This is a genomic window from Niabella agricola, from assembly GCF_021538615.1.
Taxonomy (GTDB): Bacteria; Bacteroidota; Bacteroidia; order Chitinophagales; family Chitinophagaceae; genus Niabella; species Niabella agricola.
Genome location: NZ_JAJHIZ010000003.1, coordinates 4648639 through 4668058, shown reverse-complemented (window position 1 = coordinate 4668058; position 19420 = coordinate 4648639). Strand labels below are relative to the sequence as shown.

The following is a 19420-nucleotide window of genomic DNA, read 5'->3' as shown; positions in this document are numbered from 1 at the left end:
AATAGAACGCAATCCCGCAATAGCGGAATACCACTTACAAATAGTTACAACGGAGATCGTTAAAGGTACTTAGTGGAGCAGTACAACGATCGGAGCGGCAATGATTTTCATCAAAGTAGATTTTGAAACGCGAAGATAGGATTTTTTGGAGATTTCAACGTTCAGCTGTCAGAATACAGCTATTGAGCGATCAGGTTTCAGTGGTAGGTATTCAACGCTCGTTGCGGTTAGCCTTCAATATAGTGTTCCGACAGGTATTTTTCATTGCCCTTGACTTTTGATTTTTTGTCATTTGATCTTTGTCTTTTGGATCTTAGAATATGGTATTTAAAATTTAGAATTTAACTACTTTTAAACCGCCTATTGTCAAGTCCATAGGTTAACACTGTAACATGAACCGATCACTGTATTTTATCCTGCCCCTGCTTGCAGGCTTTTTTTTATCAGCCTACCACCTGTCTCCCCCGCATGCCCTGCTGGCGCAGCAAGTATATTCCATACCCGGTGAAAAGATCATTCCCGCTGCGGATAGCATCAAAGACCGGCGGATCCCGGAGATGGCCATACAACAACTTAAAAATTTCCCTGAAAAGACACAGTTTTCCATTGCCGTTATTCAAAGCGGAAAAATATCTTTCTTTGGCCTGTTAAAGGAAAAAGATAGCATCCTTGAGATTAACAACAGCACCGCGATTTTTGAGATCGGCTCCATCACCAAAGTATTTACAGCGGCGGTTCTGGCCGACCTGGTAATAAGGAAAAAAATAAAGCTTGAAGACTTCATCAATACTTATTACCCGTTCCCGTTCCACCAAAATATCCAACTCAATTTTAAAAGCCTGAGCAATCATACCTCCGGCCTGCCCCGGCTTCCTGCCAATTTTGCCGCAGCAAAAACGGCACCACTGAACCCTTACAAAAATTATGGCGCCCGGCAGCTCGAAGACTATCTGAAGAATGAACTGAGTCTGCAGCAGCCCACCGGAGCGCGATACGAGTACTCCAACCTTGGCGCAGGCTTGCTGGGCTATACATTAGGGCGATCGCAAAAAACTACATTTCCGGACCTGCTGAAGAAAACTGTTTTGGATAAATACCAGATGCGTCATTCCTATATCCGTCCGGAACAGGCGGGGCCGCAACTGGTAAAAGGGCTCAACGAAAAAGGTGATGAAGTTCCCAACTGGGAATTTGACGCGTTGTTCGGCGGAGGTGGTCTTCTGTCCTGTACAAAGGATCTGGCCCTTTTTGCAATGGCGCAATTCGACGCTTCCAATAAAGAGCTGGCGCTTACAAGGGTGCCTACTTTTACGGTCAGCGACCGGATGCAGATGGGACTGGGCTGGCATATCATCAGCACCAATTATGGCCGTCAACTGTACTGGCATAACGGTGGCACCGGGGGATACTCTTCTTCCATGGCTATCAATGCCTCATCCGGAAATGCTGTGATCCTGCTTTCCAATGTTTCTGCATTCCACCCCCAGAAAGACCGGATCGATCAGCTTTGCTTCAATCTTGCACGCCTGATCGCGAAGAAAACAGAGGCCGCCGCTCCCTAAGCAGCGACGACCTCCGTTTATAAAAAGTTCCGGAAGATCAAATAAACCGGTTGATCATATTCTCGTAGTATTCCTGTTTACCGCTGATCTGTTCCGGCTCCCCGTTCTGAGCGGCCAGGTCGCGCAGTGCCTCCAGGTTTAACTTTCCCTCTTCAAAATCCCGTCCCGGTCCTTCTCCAAAAGATTGATACCGGTCAGCACGCAGTTTCCGGTATTCAGATTTTTGCAGGATATTATCGGCTATGATCAGGGCCCGGGCAAAGGCATCCATCCCGCCGATATGGGCATAAAAAAGATCTGCAGCGTCCGTTGAGTTCCGCCGGATCTTTGCGTCAAAATTGATCCCGCCGCCGCTGAACCCGCCGGCTTCAAGGATGATCAGCATCGCCTCGGTCAGTTCGTTCAGATTGTTGGGGAACTGATCCGTATCCCATCCGTTCTGGTAATCGCCCCGGTTGGCATCCATGGACCCCAGAAGTCCCGCATCCGCTGCCACCTGCAATTCATGCTGGAATGTATGCCCAGCCAGGGTGGCATGGTTCACTTCAATATTCAATTTAAAATCCCCGAGAAGATCGTATTGCCGCAGGAAGCTGATCACGGTAGCCGCATCGTAATCATACTGATGCTTGGTAGGCTCACAGGGCTTAGGCTCTATAAAAAAGTTACCTTTAAAACCCTGTTGCCGGGCATAATCCTTTGCCATATGTAAAAACCGAGCCATATGTTCCTGCTCCTTCTTCATGTTGGTATTCAGCAGGCTCATATAGCCTTCACGGCCGCCCCAGAACACATAGTTTTCACCCCCCAGTTTCAGCGTGGCATCTAATGCTGCTTTTACCTGAGCACCTGCATGCGCCACAACCCTGAAATCAGGGTTCGTAGCCGCCCCATTCATATAGCGTACATGTGAAAACAGGTTAGCGGTACCCCATAATAATTGCACACCGGTAGCGGCCTGTTTCTCAAGCGCATAATCTGTAATGGCCTGCAGCCGCCGTTCGTTCTCCGCAACATCGTTTCCATAATCCACCAGATCTACATCATGAAAACAATAAAACGGCAGCGACATTTTTGTAAAAAACTCAAAAGCCGCATCCATTTTATCCCTGGCACGGTCCAGTACGCCGCTTCGCTGATCCCAGGCAAAAAAATGAGTGGGCCCGCCAAAAGGATCTGCCCCGTTCCCATTAAAAGAATGCCAGTATGAGCAGGCAAAACGCAGCCATTCTTTTAATGACCGGCCTGCCACCACTTTTGTTTCATCGTACCAACGGAAAGCCATGGGATTATCCGATTCCAATCCTTCAAATCTTACCGGGCCGATTCCTTTAAAATATTCAGTAGTTCCTGTAAGTACCTGCATAATCTTTATTTATTTTGATGAATTTGTTGCTCCAGTTGTATACGCCATTCCTGGTATATGCTCTCATAAACTTCCCGCGTTGGTTCATCCGGTGTAATCACTGCCACCTGCTCCAGGTTTTCAAAAGCATTGGCCTCGGTATAGATTCCCAACCCGATACCGGCGCCAACGGCAGCGCCCACGCTCGCATCCGTATGATACAGCTCCAGCGTCAGTCCTGTTACATTTACAAATGCGCGGGCAAACACTTCACTTAAAAAAAGATTGGCTTTGCCCGCCTTCACAACGGTTGCCTGTAGCCCGTTTTCCCGCATAATATCCAGTCCGTAGCGAAAGGCAAAAGCAATGCCTTCCTGCACCGCCCGATACAGATGCGCCGGTGTATGCAGGTTCAGATCGATGCCGGAAAAACCTGCCTGCACCGCCGTATGTTCCAGCATGCGCTCTGCACCGTTTCCAAAAGGATAATAACGCAGGCCGGAGGCACCAGGCGCTATCCCCCCGGCCATTTCGTTCATCTGTGTATAAGAATGCACGCCACCCGTACAATCCCTGATCCAGCGGTTGCTGATGCCCGCGCCATTGATGCAGAGCAGCAGCCCGATACGAGGCTGTTCGGGAAGATGATTTACATGTGCAAAACTGTTAATCCTTGATTGCGGATCATAAACCAGCTGGTCCGTTACGGCATAGATTACCCCGCTGGTACCTGCAGTGGTTGCTATTTCGCCGGGCTTTAACACATTTAATGAAAGCGCATTGTTCAATTGATCACCGGCCTTATAAGTAATGGGCGTGCCGGCTTTCATCCCCAGTTCTGACGCCATGGCCGCGCTCAACCTGCCATGAACCGAGAACACCGGTTGAAGTTCCCCAAAAAAAAGGGGATCAAATCCAAAAAAGTTCAGCATATCCTCTGAAACCGTGTGGCTGCGAAAATCCCAGAAAGTGCCCTCCGAAAACATCGACACCGTACTGGTAACCGTATTGCTTAGCCGGAGCGCAATATAATCGCCCGGCAACATCACTTTGTGTATCTTTTTATAAATGGCCGGTTCCTGCTCCTTTACCCAGGCCAGTTTAGCAGCAGTAAAATTACCAGGATAGTTCAGCAAATGATGCAGGCATTTGTCTTCTCCGATAGCCTGCAATGCCCGCTCCCCCTCTGATATCGCCCGGCTGTCGCACCAGATAATCGCATCGCGCAGTACCTTATTTTCTGTATCCGAAACCACCAGCCCGTGCATCTGGTAAGTAATACCGATTGCATCAACAGCCTGCAGATCACAGCCGGGCCACTCCCCCAGTTTACGGATCGCCGCTTTTACATCTGTCCACCATTGTTCGGGATCCTGCTCGGCCCAGCCAGGTTGCAGGGATTTAATACCACGTTCTGCTGTATCCGGACTGGATGCTGTAGCGACTATTGCCCTTGTGGCAGTGTTTACGAGGGCAGCTTTCACGGCAGAGGTCCCGATGTCGATCCCCAATAAAAAGCGATTATTTCTTTTAGCAATCATGAATCTATTTTTTTTCAGCTCCTTATCCCGGAACCGGCTGCAATATACTGCTTTTTGAAATGTAATCGATTTCATTATTGGAATAAAATGGGTGAAAAAAGGGTACATTTGCCTTTATGGAGAAACAGGTAACCATTTATGACCTTGCGCGTGCGCTCAATCTTTCAACTGCCACCATCAGCCGGGCACTGGATGATAGTCCGCTGGTGAAACCCAAAACCCGGGAAAAGATCCGGGCCATGGCCGACAAAATGGGTTACCGTCAAAACTTAATTGCCAGCAACCTGCGCAAACAGCAATCACGTACCATCGGCGTACTGCTGCACGAGGTTAACAGTTATTTTTCCACTTCAGTACTGGCCGGTATTGAAAAAATTACCACTAAAGAAAAATATGATATCCTGATCGCCCATTCGGGTGAAGACGGAGCGCGGGAAATGGCCAACACCCGCAACCTTTTCAATAAAAGAGTAGACGGGTTGATTGTATCCCTGGCAATGACCACCACAACCACCGATCATTTCAACCCGTTTTTGGAACAAGGCATCCCGGTAGTGTTTTTTGACCGGGTTGCGAAAGCAATGCCCTGCAATAAAATTGTGATCGATAATTTTAAAGCCGGCTATGAGGCCACCGCCCATTTACTACACCAGGGCTACCGGCGCATTGCACATATTACCGCCAGCCTGCAGCGCAATGTGTACGAAGACCGGTTCAAGGGCTATAAAAAAGCGCTGGCTGATCACAAGATCCGCTTTGATCCGGCACTGGTAGAAAGCTGCAGTCTGAACCGCGAAGACACTTTAGAAGTGATGCATCAACTGCTGGAACAAAAGCCCGATGCCTTTTTTATTACCAACGACTTTGCTGCAGCGGTTTGTATGGATGAATTACAGCGAAGAGGCATCCGTATTCCCGAGGATATCGGGGTTATCGGTTTTAATAATGATATCCTCGGAAGCCTGATCAGCCCCAAGCTTTCTACCATCGATTATCCAGGCATGCTTATGGGCGAAACGGCTGCGCAAACCTTAATAGAGAAGATCAAAACAAAAAAGAACAGCAAAACAACCGGCGGACATAAAAGCATTACCATTCCCAGCGCCCTGGTCATCCGTGAGTCATCGGTAAAAAAGGACCTGCTACGCCGCAGCCATAAGTAATTTTTTCGGCAAACATGATATCAGGCCCTTCGAAAGTAACGGTGTCTTGATCTTGTAATTGATATTATTTTTTCACAGTTCCTGTGAAAAAAGCCTCAGGAACAACGCGTAGACAGTAACCTGTTTTATCATTCATTTACTCAGCAACCGCCTTTGTGAGGAACACGCTTATACATTATTTTACGGTCTCGTTCCACATAGTCGCCCGATACGATTGGATATGAATACTTGGGCGCCCACGACACACTATGGCTTCTGATAATTATTTTGTCGTTAACTTTCAGGCTCTGCAATTGCTGATATTCTTTGGACGTTTCCGTCCCAAAACCAAGAATATAGTCGTCACCATTAATACGCACCATCACTCCGAAACCTAATCTTGAGCCTGGCGGAAGAGAAAGAGCGGTTACAACAGCCTCCATACTAGTAAAAGCACTTATAGGCTTCCCTATTTTAGCAGCACTGGCAAGCACTTTTTTACCTTCGGGAGAGGCTTCCCATTTTTTGTACTTTATACCTTCAGGGGTAGCCTCCCATTTTTCTCTTTCGGCTTTCGTTTCAGCAGCAGAGAGTGGCCTGGGGGTTGATTTTTTAGAAGTTTCATTTTTGATTTCGCCATTGGCAAATACCAGTCCACCTACCACAGCCAGCGGTAAGATCAGCGCATAAATAGTTTTTTTCATCATTTTTATTTTTTTGGTAAAAGATTACGACTTCCAGTATTGAAGAATCCAGCGCCTTTTTTCAATGTTTATTGAACACTAAAACGCTTTTCATGTTACATCTTTAATTGATTCAGCGAAATTACCTTCCAGTTTTTCAGCCTGGAAATCAGGATTGTAAATAAAAATGTAACCTTTGTAAATAAATTGTAAATCGTATGTCTGATCGCCCAAATCTTCGCTTCGCGAAACATAAATACCTGTTTGGGGTGATATTACTCTTGCTTACCGTTGTAATCTGCGTGGCGTTCGGCATAACGGGCAGTTATGACTTTGACATTGCCAGAAGGGAGGTTTTGCTTCGCCGGATCGGGCATGAACTGCTTTTACAGTCGGGCGACAGTGTATCACGGGTGCTCCCCGTAAAAAAGACCGGGGAAAATGATTACCGGATCAGTTTTGAGAATGCTCTTACTTTCCAACCAGATTCGCTGGTAAATACTACACAGCGTTTGTTAGCAAAAGACCCGCTCGCAGGTGATTATGTTGTTAACATGCTTAACTGTAGGAACGCCAGTGTAGCCTATGGATTTGCTATTTCCTCCCATAAAAAAGATGATATTGTAGCATGTAGAGGGAGAATACAACCCACAGCGTGTTATATGATGGACATTAAGTTTAAACCAACGAACATAATTACCGTAAAGAAGGTATCCCTTCTTGGCAGCCTGTCGGTTTTAGCATTCGTTGGGTTTATTTTTTTGAGGTCAGCCAGGCCGCGGAGGGCCTTACCACACAATCAACAGGCAGGTATGTTCATGTTGGGATCGATATCATTCGATGCAGTGGCTCAAAGGCTCATGATACATGAAAAGACCATAGACCTGACCGGAACCGAAACGCGTGTATTACGCATTTTCGCGTCGTCTCCAAACGAACCTATAGAGCGCAGCCGGCTACAAAAAGAGATATGGGAAGATGAAGGCGTTATTGTAGGTCGAAGTCTGGATATGTTCATTTCAAAACTCAGGAAAAAATTGGAACCAGATCCGAATGTAAAAATTGTGGTGATACGGGGAAAAGGATATAAGCTTGAAATTAGCGCTTAAGAAGAACCTTCCCGAAGCCGGGTAGTTTCTCTTACCGGCGAATTATTGAAATAACAAAGGACGCATGGATCAAAAGTATTTTGAAGGCACCGTGCGCTGCCGGTATAAAAATCAAAAAGCCCTGCATGGCTGCTGCGCTTCTTTAAGTTGGAACGACTAGATTCGCCCCCTCTGTAGTCATTTTATATATCAATATCTTATAGCACCTCGCTGAAATTGTCTCAAACAGTGGTAAGTACGATTGCTCTTAAACAGGTGGCAAACATCGTGGATACCATGGTCTCTATATTACGCTGCCGATACGACAAAGCCAATCCCATCCGTTATTCCAATTATTCTCCCCTACTCAAAGACATTTCATTTAGACTGCAATAACAGTCGTTTTGGATACATCGCCCTTTTAAGGAAGCCGCACCTTTGTATAAATAAAATAAAAAAAAATAAAAATCGTTTTAACAGGCTCATTGGGCTATATTGGCAAGCCACTTGCAACGGAATTAATTGCAAAAGGACATTCGGTGACCGTTATCAGTAAACTGTTGACCGATTACTTTAATAGCAACGATCTGGCAATAAGAGGCTTACCATCTGTTCAATATGTTTCGGAACAACTGAATATTTCGCCAAGTTATTTAGGCAGATTGCTGCGAACAGTAACCGGTCAAAGTACCCAGCAACAGATACACGACAAACTGATAAAAAAAGCCAGAGAAAAACTGTCTCCTACAAACCTTTCAGTGAGCGAAATTGCTTATGAATTGGGCTTTGAACATTCACAATCGTTCAGCAAACTGTTTAACACAAAGACCAATATTTCCCCTTTGAAGTCTGGGAAATCGTTTAACTGAAAAAGCGAATAAACAGTAACCTCGTAAAATAACAACCTCCAACCATTAAAGGAAGGCGGTGTCACCACTTCATTTTCACAGCCGCAGTAACATAAATGTATTGCAATTTCTCTAGTCATTGAAACATATAACAACCGTCGCCCCTAGTTGAATGCCTGCCGGAATTCCAGCGGCGAAAGGGCGGTTTTGGCTTTGAAAAATTTGCTGAAGGACTGCGGATGCTCGAACCCTAAGCAGTAAGCGATCTCGCTGACCGATAAGGTGGTGGTGGATAACTGTTCTTTCGCCTTTTCGATCATCTTTTCATGAATGTGTTGCTGGGTACTTTGCCCCGTCAGTATTTTGAGCAGGCCACTGAGATAATTGGGCGAAATGTGGAGCTGCTCGGCGACGTAAGTAACGGTCGGCAAGCCTTTCTCCAGCAGCGCTTCATCACTGAAATAGGCGGACAGCACCTGTTCCAACCGGTCCAGCACCTGGTGATTATCGATCTTCCTGGTCAGGAATTGCCTGTGGTAGAACCGCTCCGTATAGGTCAGCAACAATTCGATCTGGGCGATGATGACGTCCTGACTGAACTGGTCGATGTTCGCCCGGCATTCTTCATCGATCCGCTGCATAATTTCAATTAAGAGCGCTTCTTCTTTGGGTGAAAGAAAAAGCGCCTCATTGACCGCGTAATCAAAATAAGCATATTTTTTTATGGTTTTGGCCAGCGGCCTATGCCAGAGCAGGTCGGGATGAATCAGCAGGTTCCAGCCCGCGGGGCTGCTTTCCTGATGGTGGTCCGTCTCTACTCGGAGCACCTGGCCTGGCGACATACAGAACAATATTCCTTCGTTGAAATCATAAGGCTTCTGGCCGTATTTCATTTTGACATGGAAATTCCGCTTCACCGCGATGGAATAAAAATCCATTACGCGCCTGAACGGCGCCAGGCACTCGCGGTTGAAATCCTCGAAGCGCACGACGCTGACCAGCGGATGCGGCGGGCTGGGCAGCTGCATGAACTGGTGAAATTGACTGATGGTCTTGATACGGTACGGTTCCATAGCCGTTTAAAATTACGCTTTTGACCGGTAAACCGCGGCAAATTCCTGAACGAATTCCGGCAGTTTAACTTTACCCAAGGCTGGTTTATTTCTTTCATAGTCGCTTTTCAGCAAACCGCTGTGGATGGCGGCGCCCAGTTCGACCAGCAGGTCGGTGACAACCGGTGGCCTGCCCATTTCCAGCATGAAATGTCTAACCTGCTCATCAGGAAAGGTGAGCCATTCCAGGTAGGGTTTACCGATGACTTCGCCAATAAGCCGGGCTACCTCGCTACAGGTGCGCTCATCGCTGGCGATGTAGCGGATTTTATTTTGCAGGTTTTCTGTGGTCAGTTCTTCCGCCGCCGCGGCCGCGATGTCCAGCGGAGATACCATCACCAATTTATCGTCGCCACCGAAATTGGTACCGATGATCCCCTGATTTTTGATCATATCCAGGAAATGGTACAGGTTATAATAAAAATAACCAGGGCGCAGACACGTAACCATAACGTTTTGCAGTGCATTCAATATACCCTCGGCCTGGTGCGAACCAACGATGATACCCGTGCCTTGGTCTAGGTCTGCGCCATAACTGCTCAGGTAAACGACACGTTTAACCCCCGCGTTTCGAACAGCTTCGGCATAGGCCATTGCCGTATTGCGGTAGTAAGCAATTATATCGGTTGCCGCAAAGTTGGGCGGCGTCATGGCATAAACAGCATCGGCACTGATGAATGCCTCCTTCAGAAATGCCGCATCTTCGACCGAGCCGATAGCAGTTTTGGCGCCCAGTCGAATGATTTCTTCCTGGTTACCGGCATTCCGGCTGATGATGGTCACCTCGTGACCTTTTGTAATAAGTTCCTGCGCAAGCGGCTTACTGATATGGCCCAATGAGCCTGTAACAATGACCTTCATAACTATTGTTTTAATACCACAAAGGTCCCTGGGAAGGAGCAGATCGATCTAACCGAATCCACGTTTGTTGTAGCCGGATATAAGGACCAGGCCGTCAGCTAAACCTTAAAGCAGATCCATATCCCGCGCTACATAGTAGCTCGGTACCAACGGCCGGAAGCCGGTCCGGTGACGCAGCTTGGAACTGTCCAGCACGCCATCGAAGGGATCGTTTAACGGGCCTGGCGCTGCCTCGAAAGTTTCCGCTGCTTTTCCGACCGAATCGGCCAGTTCGTATAGACTAATAGGCGCATCATCGGCTACGTTGAATATCTCGCCGTTCAGTCCCTCATGCCGCAGCAGCAGCACGAGCGCCTGGGCGACGTCCAGGTGGTGTACCATATGCATGCGGTACCCGGGATGACGTTTCCACTGTTTGAGGATGGGCATGATCTCTTCGATATGTGGGTCCCGGTCGCCGTAAACAAATCCCAGGCGAAGTACCCGTACATCCGGGTGCAATCGCAGCAGTTCCTGCTCGGCAGCGATCTTGCTGGCTGCGTATGGGCGTGGATCGTTCATATCCACCGGGTCAGTTTCTTTAGCCGGATGACCGTAACCTGCATGGTAAACATTGCTGGTGCTGGTAAAGACGAAACGTTTCACACCTGCGGCCAGCGCGGCTTCAGCCAGCGCAACGGTACCCGAATGGTTGGTTTTAACAATACCCTCATTGTCCGTAAAGGTCCGGAACAAGGCAGCCAGGTGGATCACGGCATCCATGCCGGCCACTGCGGTGGGTAGCGAAGCCGGTTCATAAAGATCGCCAACCACTACCCGGGTGCCCGGTATTGCTTTGGCCGCATCACGTACTAAAATGGTGACGTTATAGCCTTTGGCTAAGAGGCGCGGCACCAAACGGCTGCCGACTTTTCCTGTTGCCCCTGTTACTAATATTTTCATGGCACAAAGTTGCCTGAAACAGCACTTCTAAGCAATCGATAATCAAACGAAAAACTATGAATTTCAAACCTTGCGGAACGTATTCGGCGTGGTACCGGTTAGCCGCTTGAAATAATTATTGAAATAGGCCGGGTATTCGAAACCCAACGCATAGGCGATGTCGGCCACACTCCAGTCTGTATGCTGCAAAAGCGCCTTGGCTTCGGCAGTGATGCGGGCGGCGATGTGGGTTGAGGTCGGCTGACCGGTCACCGATTTGACAGCCCGGTTTAGGTAATTGACGTGCAGAAACAGTCTGTCCGCAAATTGCTGTGGGTTTCGCAACTGTAGCGGCTCATTCAGCCGCTCGATGGGGAACTGCTTTTCCAGAAGGTCCAGGAACAAATGTGTCACCCTTCCGGCGCCGTTTTGAAATGCCATAGCCTGTTTCGGCGGCTGTATGCGTAGGGCTTCATGAAGGACCAGTGAGATACAGTTCCGGATCAGGTCGCTTTTATAAGGATAGTCTTCCTGGTAGACCACCAGCATTTCCCGGAAGATGCTGTCCATAAAAGCCGCCTGCGCACTATTGAGCGGAATAACCGGGTTGTCGCCCGCGCGGAACAGTGGCGAATCGCGCAGTTCGCGGCCGTTCATAAAAGCTTCAGTGAACAGGCAGGCGTAGCCATTGGTCCGGTTCACGCGGCTGACCACCGAATGGGGCACTTTCGGGTTCACGAAGAAGAGCACCGTGCCTTTGAGCTCCAGCAACTCCCCGCCATATTGCACGGTCAGATCGCCGTTGATGAGGCCCATTTTATAAAAGTCCCGGCGGCCCTGGTGGTGCGGGAGTTCCTGCGAAGGCTGCAAGGCATGCACCCGGAAGCCTTTCAGCCGCAGATCTTCCATATTCACGCCGGGAATTTCACCTGTCATTCCGCAAAGTTAATAAAATCAAACCATGGAACGCGGTGCGGCCGATGTGTCGGAAGTATAGAGCTTTTATAGCTATGAGACCAAACAGTTCCCGGAGCCCGTTGGTGAGCTGCCGCGTATCGGGGCAAAAAGTAAGGAAGTGAAATAACAACGGCTCCATTAATATTGATTTCGAAGCTTTGGCCCTGTAGTTTCTTCCAGGGTCGGTAAGTGCGAAGCTAGACAGACATTTTTATCTTTTAATGACTCAGCCACTATTGATTAAGCATAATTTCACAAATCTTTCAACCACTACGCTATCTTTTCCGTTTTGGTTTTAATGAATGCCTTTGGTGCGCCCCCTTTTATTTGCATTGTAACAAAGAGCAACTTTTGAGGAGCCCCTCCTTTTGATTTTGTATAGGAACACACAATCGTACTTTTCCTTAAAACATACTCAAGTTATACGGCTCTTTTTTGCCCCCTTTTTTGCCAACTGTAAATTGTGATGGCAAATATTTTATTAAATACAAAATTGTTATGGGAATTATCGTAAACCGCTATCCTTAATTTAAGAGCAAAAATCCTGATCCTTGAAATTCAAATTCTAAATCGATGAATTCTGAGTTTTCACGCCAAACAAAGACTATTTAGGCTTATGGAGTTTTTTTGCATTGCTTTTGTTGCCTGCTGCCAGGGCTGGTGCCTGCCCGGTTCTCCCCATGATATTTACCACGCTCCTCCTGTTTCCGCAAAACCTGGGAATAGAATAGTGTCAGTTTTGAGGAGTCCATTCGCATCAGTAAGCCGTAACCTACGGGCATGCGTTGTTCGATTCGTTACAGCCATTCTTTTTAGAGCTATGAGGGTGTAAAGGTTATAAAGCATGTTGATTTTTGTCACAAAATATACCGCTGAAGAAATATTTATGATTTGAGAGCAAGAGTTGTTTCATTTTCCATGAACATCAACCATACTCCATTTTTAAATCATGTAAGACCAAACAAATGAAAAAAGCAAAATTTTTCCTGCTGCTGGCAGCGGCTATTCCCGCGATGTTACGGGCGCAATGCCCGGCTTCTGTAACTATTACCAGCGTAGACGTTGTAAACGCAGACTGTCCTTCCAATGGCAAAGCCACGGTGAACAGCAACGGCGGCGGAACGAATGCCGTACAATACCAGTTAACACAAGGTCCCCAAGGTGGGGGGTGGCCTACCGGCCAGCAGGATAGCCCTGAATTTACAGCCCTGCCCCCTGGCGATTACACAGTAAAAGCGATTTGTAAAGATGATCTCAACATAAGCAGCACTAAAAACTTCACTATTGGAAAAAATTATGTTAACCTGGCGGTAACCGTTACGACTACGGGCGTGTGTACCAATTTTGTACCCGGCGGTAAAATCACCGTTAATACCAGCGGTGGCAAAGCTCCGCTGGAGTACGCCATACTTAAAAGTGCCAACGGGTCAGAACCTGTTGAAAATTTTACTTTTGGCAGTTCTAATACTTTTGACCTGGTGGGTGCAGATCCCTGGGGTACTTATCAAGTGAGGGTAAGAGATGCCTGCGGAAATATTGTGCCTCAAACAGTAGAGCTGATACCGAATACACCTAAAGCAAAGATCACACAGGTTATTCCTCAGATCCTGCAGGGGCAAGTAAACGCCCTCTTTGGCGGTGCCAGCGTTAACTGCGGAAAAGTGATTACTGTTTTTCGGTTAGCAGATTATCTGCAGGGGACTCCCGTAACGCCCAGCGCCACCACCCAGTACCGGATAGCCGTATGGGAAAGTAGCACTACCACACCGCCCGCCATCTCCGGTACTCCGGCATGGGAAAAAGATTTTAAATCTACGAATGACCTGACCGGTATTCCCCTTACTATTGGCACCCGCTCCATTGCCTGGAAAATAACCACCGGCTGCGGCGAGGAAACAACCGGAAATGTTCAGGTGCCGGACCTGCAATTGAGCTTATCCCCAAAAGCATACCCCGCTTGTGGCGCGAGCGGTGTTAGTATAGCTACTCAAACTAATACATCCGCATGGCCTTTAACGTTGGAAGTTACGGGGTATGCAGCCAATAACTCAATAGTGGTTCCCACAATTACACGTACCGTTAATAACGCCCTGCAACTCCTTGTTACCGGGATAGGCGCTGCGGATCACTATACCGTTAAAATTACAGATGCCTGCGGATCAACGGCATCGAAAAGTATACTGGTTGAAGCAGGCACTCCGTCCCTTTTATTTAGCTACATGGGAGATTGTACCAGTGTAATTGGTACAGGAAGGGTTCTTTTTTCTTTTGGCAGTGTTTCGGGTAATGTACCAGGTTGGGGAACCGGAGCTCCCGGCAATATGAGAATTGTGAATACGGTAACCAACCAGGAGTGGACGCCTGATCCAAATATAACATGGGCCAATTCCATGAGCTTTCCCAATATACCCCCCGGTGACAATTATGTGTTAAGATTCACTTCGGCAAACGGCTGCACCACAGACATTCCTTTTAAAGTGACACCCAACAGCGCAGCGCCGTTATCTGACTTTACTTTAGGCGGCACTTCCACGCAAACCTGTGATGGCACCGGCACCATTACTTCCACAATCGCTACCAATTATACCGTACCTGTTATCTATAAATTGTATAAAGACGGGGGCTCCAGCCCAACGGCCACCAATGGTACCGGCACATTCGTTGGCCTTGCCGCAGGTACATATAAAGTGGTAGCCGAGTTGGCGATGTGTTTCACTTTGCCACCGTTAACTTCAACCAAAGAATATACCATAAAACCCGCAGGACAAAACCCGGTAATTGAAAAAAAGATAGGCATTGTATGCGATAACAGCAATACTGGCCTGGCAGGGCTGGCATTTACGGGCACCGGGCCATTTAAGCTGGAACAAAAATTAAGCACCGATCCAGAATCGGCTTTTACAACCATTAATGCTTCGGCACCCAACGAACTGCTGGTAACCGGCCTTACTCCAAATGCCACTTACGATTTCCGTATTACAGATCAATGCAGCAAAACCGCTATTACTACGGTAACTATTGCACCGCTTACCAAAATAAACAGGGTAACAACGCAGCAGCCTTGCATTAACCAGCCATATGTATTAGAACTGGAGAAGATACCCGGAGCTACTTACTCATGGAAAAGAGAGGACGGCGCACAGATATCCACGTCCAACAAATTAGAGTGGTCGAGCTACCAGGCCAATAACGATGGTATGTATACGTGCACGGTAACCATTAATAATTGTATTACCCGTACAGAAACCGTTACGGTTAACAGTACCTACTGCGGTAGCCCGCTGTTGGTAAGTTTCGGCAATATCAGCGCGATCTTAAAAGGAGATCACCTGCAGGTAAACTGGACCAGCCTTACTGAAAAAGACAATGCATGGTTTGAAATAGAGGCCTCGTCAGATGGCGCTCATTTCCATAAAATAGGCGAAATAAAAAGTCGGGCAGAAACGGGTAATTCCGGTGTGGCCCAGGATTACAGCTTCGAAATACTGGCCGCTCAAGCCATGGGTACGATGGGCGTGGTTGCAAGTATTTTCCTGTTGGGCGTTTCGGCCATCCGCAGAAAGCTGATGGTCTCAGGCATCGCCATCGTACTGTTGGCAACCAGCATTATAGCCTGTAACAAGGCAACTGATCTGCCTGTAACTACTTCTGACGGGAATCTTTACATACGCATTGTAACTGTGGATAAAGATGGTAATAGAGCATACTCCAAAGTAATAAAAGTGGTGAAGGAATAGATCGGCGCCGTTATTAAAAAAAGAAAATGCAAAGCAACAGAATCAAATGTACCCTTTTTGTACTGGTACTGCCCGGGATAATGATGGGGGCCAGTTGTGGGGGGAAAAAAACGGAGGCCGAAATAGGCGGGTCCGTAACCGCAGCGCTACATAAAAACAAGGACCTGGCTCATATAACCGTTACGGCTCATGAAGGAGTGGCTACGCTTTCCGGATGGGTTAAGGAGCCAGCAATGGCATCAGCTGCAGAAGCCGTAGCCCTGGAGGTGGAAGGCATACAGGAGGTGGTGAGCGAACTGGCGATAGGCATAAACCCTGCTGAACAGGAGCAGCTTGGCGCAGCAGTGCGAAATGTGATCCGTCCCTACGAAAGAATAAGTGCTATTATCAGCGACAGTGTGGTGATGTTGAACGGTCGCATTTCAAAAAGCAGCCTGCCGGTATTAGTACAGCAATTAGAAGCACTAAAAGTTAAAAAAGTGGTAACCAAAGACCTGGTTGAAGAGTAATCTTCTGACGGTGCAGTCTCCTTTTGGATCTGAGTCCCGCACCGTTTTAAAGATCAGGAGTACGACTCAGGCCTGATACAACGTCTTCTGTACTTCGCAGGCGTTTAGCGGCCTGTTGTTTTAAGAATTGATCAAAAAAGAGGGTGTCTCAAAGGGCGCACTCTTTTTTGTGGTTATTCACTGGTGTAAATAAAAATGGCCTGCTGAGTTTTGTGTTGTGCTACCTGCCTTTTGACAATCCGAAATAATATCTATAAAACCATACCATTAACTATTATTCATCACCTAACATTTAAACTTAAACAACAATGACAAAAATGCGCACTATTAAAGTTCTTGTATTGACCTTGGTTGTCAGTCTTTGGACTATCACTTACTCATATGGGCAGGCCTGCTACGGCGCAGGCGGCTGCCAGGATTTTGCCAATTTTGGTTATAATTCCACCACAGCCGCTACCCTGGAGTATGACAACTATGTATCCGGCTTTCACTCTACAGCGGTAAGAGACCTGGACGGTTCTTTAAAAATATGGGGAGAAAAGACCAAGGCTGATGGAGTTAGCAGCTGGCTGGTGCCAACGACTATTAATGCGGGTAATTACCCGGGACTTACAGGTACACCTTTAAAAGTAGCCATTGGCAGCAACGGTATTAACACTGTACAGTTCGCCCTGCTCACCAGCGACAATAAAATATGGGCCTGGGGATTGCCGGGTGTATTGTTTGATTTAACCGTTGTCCCGGCCGGAAACACCGCTTTTCACCAATTAAGCCTGGGCTTACCGGCAGGCGTAACCGCTGCCGATGTAAAGATGTTTTTTGGTACTACGAATACACTGGTAATTACTACCTGCGATGGTAGTGTATATGTATTAACCAACAATTCTTCTGTACGTGGTGCGGGTGGCGCTGGAAGCCCTGACACATGGTCCAGGGTAATAAAAACAGATGGCAGTTTCCTGAACGGTATTGTAGCCACCAGAGGAACTGCTACCAGTCTTATTGCATTGGATGCATCCGGCGGGCTCTGGAGCTGGGGTCCGGAGAGTTGGGACGGTATAGGCAGTAGGGCTTCCCATAGCAGAGCTACCGCGTTGGCTGCTCCTGCTGGCGCCAGCGGATCTATAAAAATGATCGGCGCCAATCACACCGCCTACGGCACACAATCAACCAGCTACTACCTGCTGTACACCAGTGGAAGCGTATATGCCCTGGGGGATAACCAGTATGGCCAGTTAGGTGACTGGACTACCACCAACTCAAACACCTGGGTGCAACCGCGGTACACATCAGCAGGTGGTCCGGTAATTAATGATGTTAAATGGATATCGCCCAATGAACATGACCGTGGCATAGCGGGTATTAATGTATTAACCAATGATAAAATGATATACAACTGGGGTGCTGAAGGTGGTAATATGCTTGGACGTGGCGGTAATGCCGGGCAGCCTTTAGCTACCAACCCAGGTGTACCCACCAATTTCCAAGCTGGCTATTCCAATACCAATATTATTTCCGTTGAAAGCGGCGGGCATACGACCATGATCCTGCGCGAGTGCACCAGCACTTTTGGCTATGTTGGTCACAGGATAAACGGCAGTATGGGTGATAACAGTTCTGCTGATCTTTTCGACCCCACTTATCATTTTAATACAAATGCCGTACAGGTTTGCGGCAGCCAAACCGTAAACGCAACGCTCGATGCTTCGTATAACGGTCCTTATTGTATTGGTAATAATGTACAGTTGATAGGTAACCCATCGGGCGGTACTTATGCGATCGATATGGCAGGCAGTACGGCTACGGCTACCCTGTCCGGCACTACGCTTACTTTTACCGGCGCAGGTACCTTAAGAGTAAACTACACCGTAAGCGCAGGCTCCTGTGGCTCTGTCACTATTGTAAAAGTATTTAATGTGGAAGACTGCGGCGCCAAAGTTACGATACCCGGTACCATCTGGAATGATGCTGATGGTGATGCAGTAATCGATGGCGGCGAAGCCGGTATTGCCAATGGTTTATGGGCAAATTTAGTAGGTCCCGATGGTAACGTAATTGCATCTGTGAGAGTAAATACTGACGGCACTTATTCCTTCCAGATAGCTACCAGCTACCTGGCCAACAGCGGCAACTATTCAGTGGTGCTTACCAATAGCGCTAAACAGGTAGGTGATCCTTTAGCTACTGCAGATATACCAACCGGCGGTTACGGCTATACCGGTGTAAACCGTGGCAGCACAGGTGTAGACAAAACCAACCGTACCGGTAAGCTAACCATTGGCAACCTGAGTGGCGTTGCAGGTGGTACTGCTACAGCACCGGTAAACTTTGGTATCAGCAACGATCCGTTAGCATTGCCTGTACAATTTGCTGATGTATCAGCCATTATAAAAGGTGGTGTATTATTTGTAAACTGGACAACTGTTTCTGAAAAGAACAACAAGCGCTTCGAAATTGAAGCTTCTGCAGATGGCATTCATTTTACCACCATTGGTTCTATGGATTCCAAAGCCCCAAATGGCAACTCCGACAGTGCTTTAAGCTACGAGTTTTCAACTAATATGTCGGGCTTAGCCCTTGCTACGTCAGGTATTGCACTAGTGCTGTTAGCTTTGGGTAGCCTGGCCATAGGATTGCCACGCAAAAGAAAACTCGCATTTGCAAGCTTACTATTGACGGGCATATTTGCAGGTGTTATGGGTTGCCAGAAAAACGGCTCAGAGCCTGTTCCTGATGGTAAGAGCGCCTATATCCGTGTTGCACAAATTGATGCAGATGGAAGCAAATCCTACTCAAAAATTGTAAAAGTGGTGAACAATTAAACCGTACACCTCGATTATAAAGAAGGCCTGCCCGGGTAACCGGGTGGGCTTTTTGTTGTTGAAACGATGATGGAGGAGGTATGATGCAGGATGTTCAGTGTTGGATGTCCGATGTACACGCTCTAACCGCGCAAGGATGCCAGTCTATTAGAATCTGCCGCACATTGAACATTGTACATTCCACTATCGAACACACGTCTTCCTGTCAACCATTGTCTGTCAACTGCCTGCAACCGTTTCATTCCGGCTATAAGTCCGATAACTTTAATTGCGTAGCTCCTCACAATTGTCA

Annotated in this window: 14 protein-coding genes; 7 read left to right on the top strand and 7 right to left on the bottom strand. The window is 47.6% G+C overall.

The window, feature by feature from the left end; all coding sequences use genetic code 11:
* Positions 1 to 392 precede the first annotated feature (392 nt).
* Positions 393 to 1562, top strand: coding sequence for a serine hydrolase domain-containing protein (locus LL912_RS24695; protein WP_235556303.1), 1170 nt, complete (start codon positions 393 to 395; stop codon positions 1560 to 1562).
* Positions 1563 to 1599: 37 nt separating this feature from the next.
* On the opposite strand, the gene xylA is transcribed toward LL912_RS24695, so the two are convergent.
* Together xylA and LL912_RS24685 are read right to left on the bottom strand one after the other, a co-directional pair.
* Positions 1600 to 2928, bottom strand: coding sequence for a xylose isomerase (gene xylA / locus LL912_RS24690; RefSeq protein ID WP_235556302.1), 1329 nt, complete (start codon positions 2926 to 2928; stop codon positions 1600 to 1602).
* A gap of 5 nt (positions 2929 to 2933) precedes the next feature.
* Positions 2934 to 4448, bottom strand: a complete 1515-nt coding sequence (locus LL912_RS24685; RefSeq protein ID WP_235556301.1) for a xylulokinase — start codon at positions 4446 to 4448, stop codon at positions 2934 to 2936.
* 116 nt (positions 4449 to 4564) lie between these two features.
* Here LL912_RS24685 and LL912_RS24680 point away from each other — a divergent pair, with 116 nt between their 5' ends.
* Positions 4565 to 5611, top strand: coding sequence for a LacI family DNA-binding transcriptional regulator (locus LL912_RS24680; protein WP_235556300.1), 1047 nt, complete (start codon positions 4565 to 4567; stop codon positions 5609 to 5611).
* 140 nt (positions 5612 to 5751) lie between these two features.
* On the opposite strand, the gene LL912_RS24675 is transcribed toward LL912_RS24680, so the two are convergent.
* A complete protein-coding gene (locus LL912_RS24675; protein ID WP_235556299.1) occupies positions 5752 to 6297 on the bottom strand; it encodes a hypothetical protein in 546 nt (181 codons plus the stop codon).
* A gap of 194 nt (positions 6298 to 6491) precedes the next feature.
* Between LL912_RS24675 and LL912_RS24670 the strand changes: the two genes are divergently transcribed.
* On the top strand, positions 6492 to 7382 hold the full coding sequence (locus LL912_RS24670; RefSeq protein ID WP_235556298.1) for a winged helix-turn-helix domain-containing protein: 891 nt from the start codon (positions 6492 to 6494) through the stop codon (positions 7380 to 7382).
* A 518-nt stretch (positions 7383 to 7900) separates the two neighbouring features.
* Complete coding sequence (locus tag LL912_RS24665; RefSeq protein ID WP_406603632.1) at positions 7901 to 8230, top strand: helix-turn-helix domain-containing protein; 330 nt, start codon at positions 7901 to 7903, stop codon at positions 8228 to 8230.
* A 143-nt stretch (positions 8231 to 8373) separates the two neighbouring features.
* On the opposite strand, the gene LL912_RS24660 is transcribed toward LL912_RS24665, so the two are convergent.
* From LL912_RS24660 to LL912_RS24645, 4 genes are all read right to left on the bottom strand, one after another.
* The gene (locus LL912_RS24660) at positions 8374 to 9282 is read right to left on the bottom strand and encodes a helix-turn-helix domain-containing protein (RefSeq protein ID WP_235556297.1); all 909 of its coding nucleotides are present in this window, start codon (positions 9280 to 9282) and stop codon (positions 8374 to 8376) included.
* A 12-nt stretch (positions 9283 to 9294) separates the two neighbouring features.
* Positions 9295 to 10182: an NmrA family NAD(P)-binding protein gene (locus LL912_RS24655; protein ID WP_235556296.1), complete on the bottom strand. Its 888-nt coding sequence runs from the start codon at positions 10180 to 10182 to the stop codon at positions 9295 to 9297.
* A 105-nt stretch (positions 10183 to 10287) separates the two neighbouring features.
* On the bottom strand, positions 10288 to 11124 hold the full coding sequence (locus LL912_RS24650; RefSeq protein WP_235556295.1) for an NAD-dependent epimerase/dehydratase family protein: 837 nt from the start codon (positions 11122 to 11124) through the stop codon (positions 10288 to 10290).
* Positions 11125 to 11187: 63 nt separating this feature from the next.
* Positions 11188 to 12039: an AraC family transcriptional regulator gene (locus tag LL912_RS24645; protein WP_235556294.1), complete on the bottom strand. Its 852-nt coding sequence runs from the start codon at positions 12037 to 12039 to the stop codon at positions 11188 to 11190.
* Between the two features lie 986 nt (positions 12040 to 13025).
* On the opposite strand from LL912_RS24645, the gene LL912_RS24640 reads away from it, so the two are divergent.
* The 3 genes from LL912_RS24640 (at position 13026) to LL912_RS24630 (ending at position 19128) form a co-directional block, all read left to right on the top strand.
* On the top strand, positions 13026 to 15797 hold the full coding sequence (locus LL912_RS24640) for a hypothetical protein (protein WP_235556293.1): 2772 nt from the start codon (positions 13026 to 13028) through the stop codon (positions 15795 to 15797).
* Positions 15798 to 15823: 26 nt separating this feature from the next.
* Entirely contained in the window at positions 15824 to 16306 is a 483-nt protein-coding gene (locus LL912_RS24635) for a BON domain-containing protein (protein WP_235556292.1), read from the top strand.
* 308 nt (positions 16307 to 16614) lie between these two features.
* Positions 16615 to 19128, top strand: coding sequence for a hypothetical protein (locus LL912_RS24630; protein ID WP_235556291.1), 2514 nt, complete (start codon positions 16615 to 16617; stop codon positions 19126 to 19128).
* The last annotated feature ends 292 nt before the right edge of the window (positions 19129 to 19420 follow it).

Bases quoted from the DNA above. Each gene is read 5' to 3' on its own strand.
- LL912_RS24695 (WP_235556303.1), top strand. From the start codon at position 393: ATGAACCGATCACTGTATTTTATCCTGCCCCTGCTTGCAGGCTTTTTT.
- xylA (WP_235556302.1), bottom strand. From the start codon at position 2,928: ATGCAGGTACTTACAGGAACTACTGAATATTTTAAAGGAATCGGCCCG.
- LL912_RS24685 (WP_235556301.1), bottom strand. From the start codon at position 4,448: ATGATTGCTAAAAGAAATAATCGCTTTTTATTGGGGATCGACATCGGG.
- LL912_RS24680 (WP_235556300.1), top strand. From the start codon at position 4,565: ATGGAGAAACAGGTAACCATTTATGACCTTGCGCGTGCGCTCAATCTT.
- LL912_RS24675 (WP_235556299.1), bottom strand. From the start codon at position 6,297: ATGATGAAAAAAACTATTTATGCGCTGATCTTACCGCTGGCTGTGGTA.
- LL912_RS24670 (WP_235556298.1), top strand. From the start codon at position 6,492: ATGTCTGATCGCCCAAATCTTCGCTTCGCGAAACATAAATACCTGTTT.
- LL912_RS24660 (WP_235556297.1), bottom strand. From the start codon at position 9,282: ATGGAACCGTACCGTATCAAGACCATCAGTCAATTTCACCAGTTCATG.
- LL912_RS24655 (WP_235556296.1), bottom strand. From the start codon at position 10,182: ATGAAGGTCATTGTTACAGGCTCATTGGGCCATATCAGTAAGCCGCTT.
- LL912_RS24650 (WP_235556295.1), bottom strand. From the start codon at position 11,124: ATGAAAATATTAGTAACAGGGGCAACAGGAAAAGTCGGCAGCCGTTTG.
- LL912_RS24645 (WP_235556294.1), bottom strand. From the start codon at position 12,039: ATGACAGGTGAAATTCCCGGCGTGAATATGGAAGATCTGCGGCTGAAA.
- LL912_RS24640 (WP_235556293.1), top strand. From the start codon at position 13,026: ATGAAAAAAGCAAAATTTTTCCTGCTGCTGGCAGCGGCTATTCCCGCG.
- LL912_RS24635 (WP_235556292.1), top strand. From the start codon at position 15,824: ATGCAAAGCAACAGAATCAAATGTACCCTTTTTGTACTGGTACTGCCC.
- LL912_RS24630 (WP_235556291.1), top strand. From the start codon at position 16,615: ATGACAAAAATGCGCACTATTAAAGTTCTTGTATTGACCTTGGTTGTC.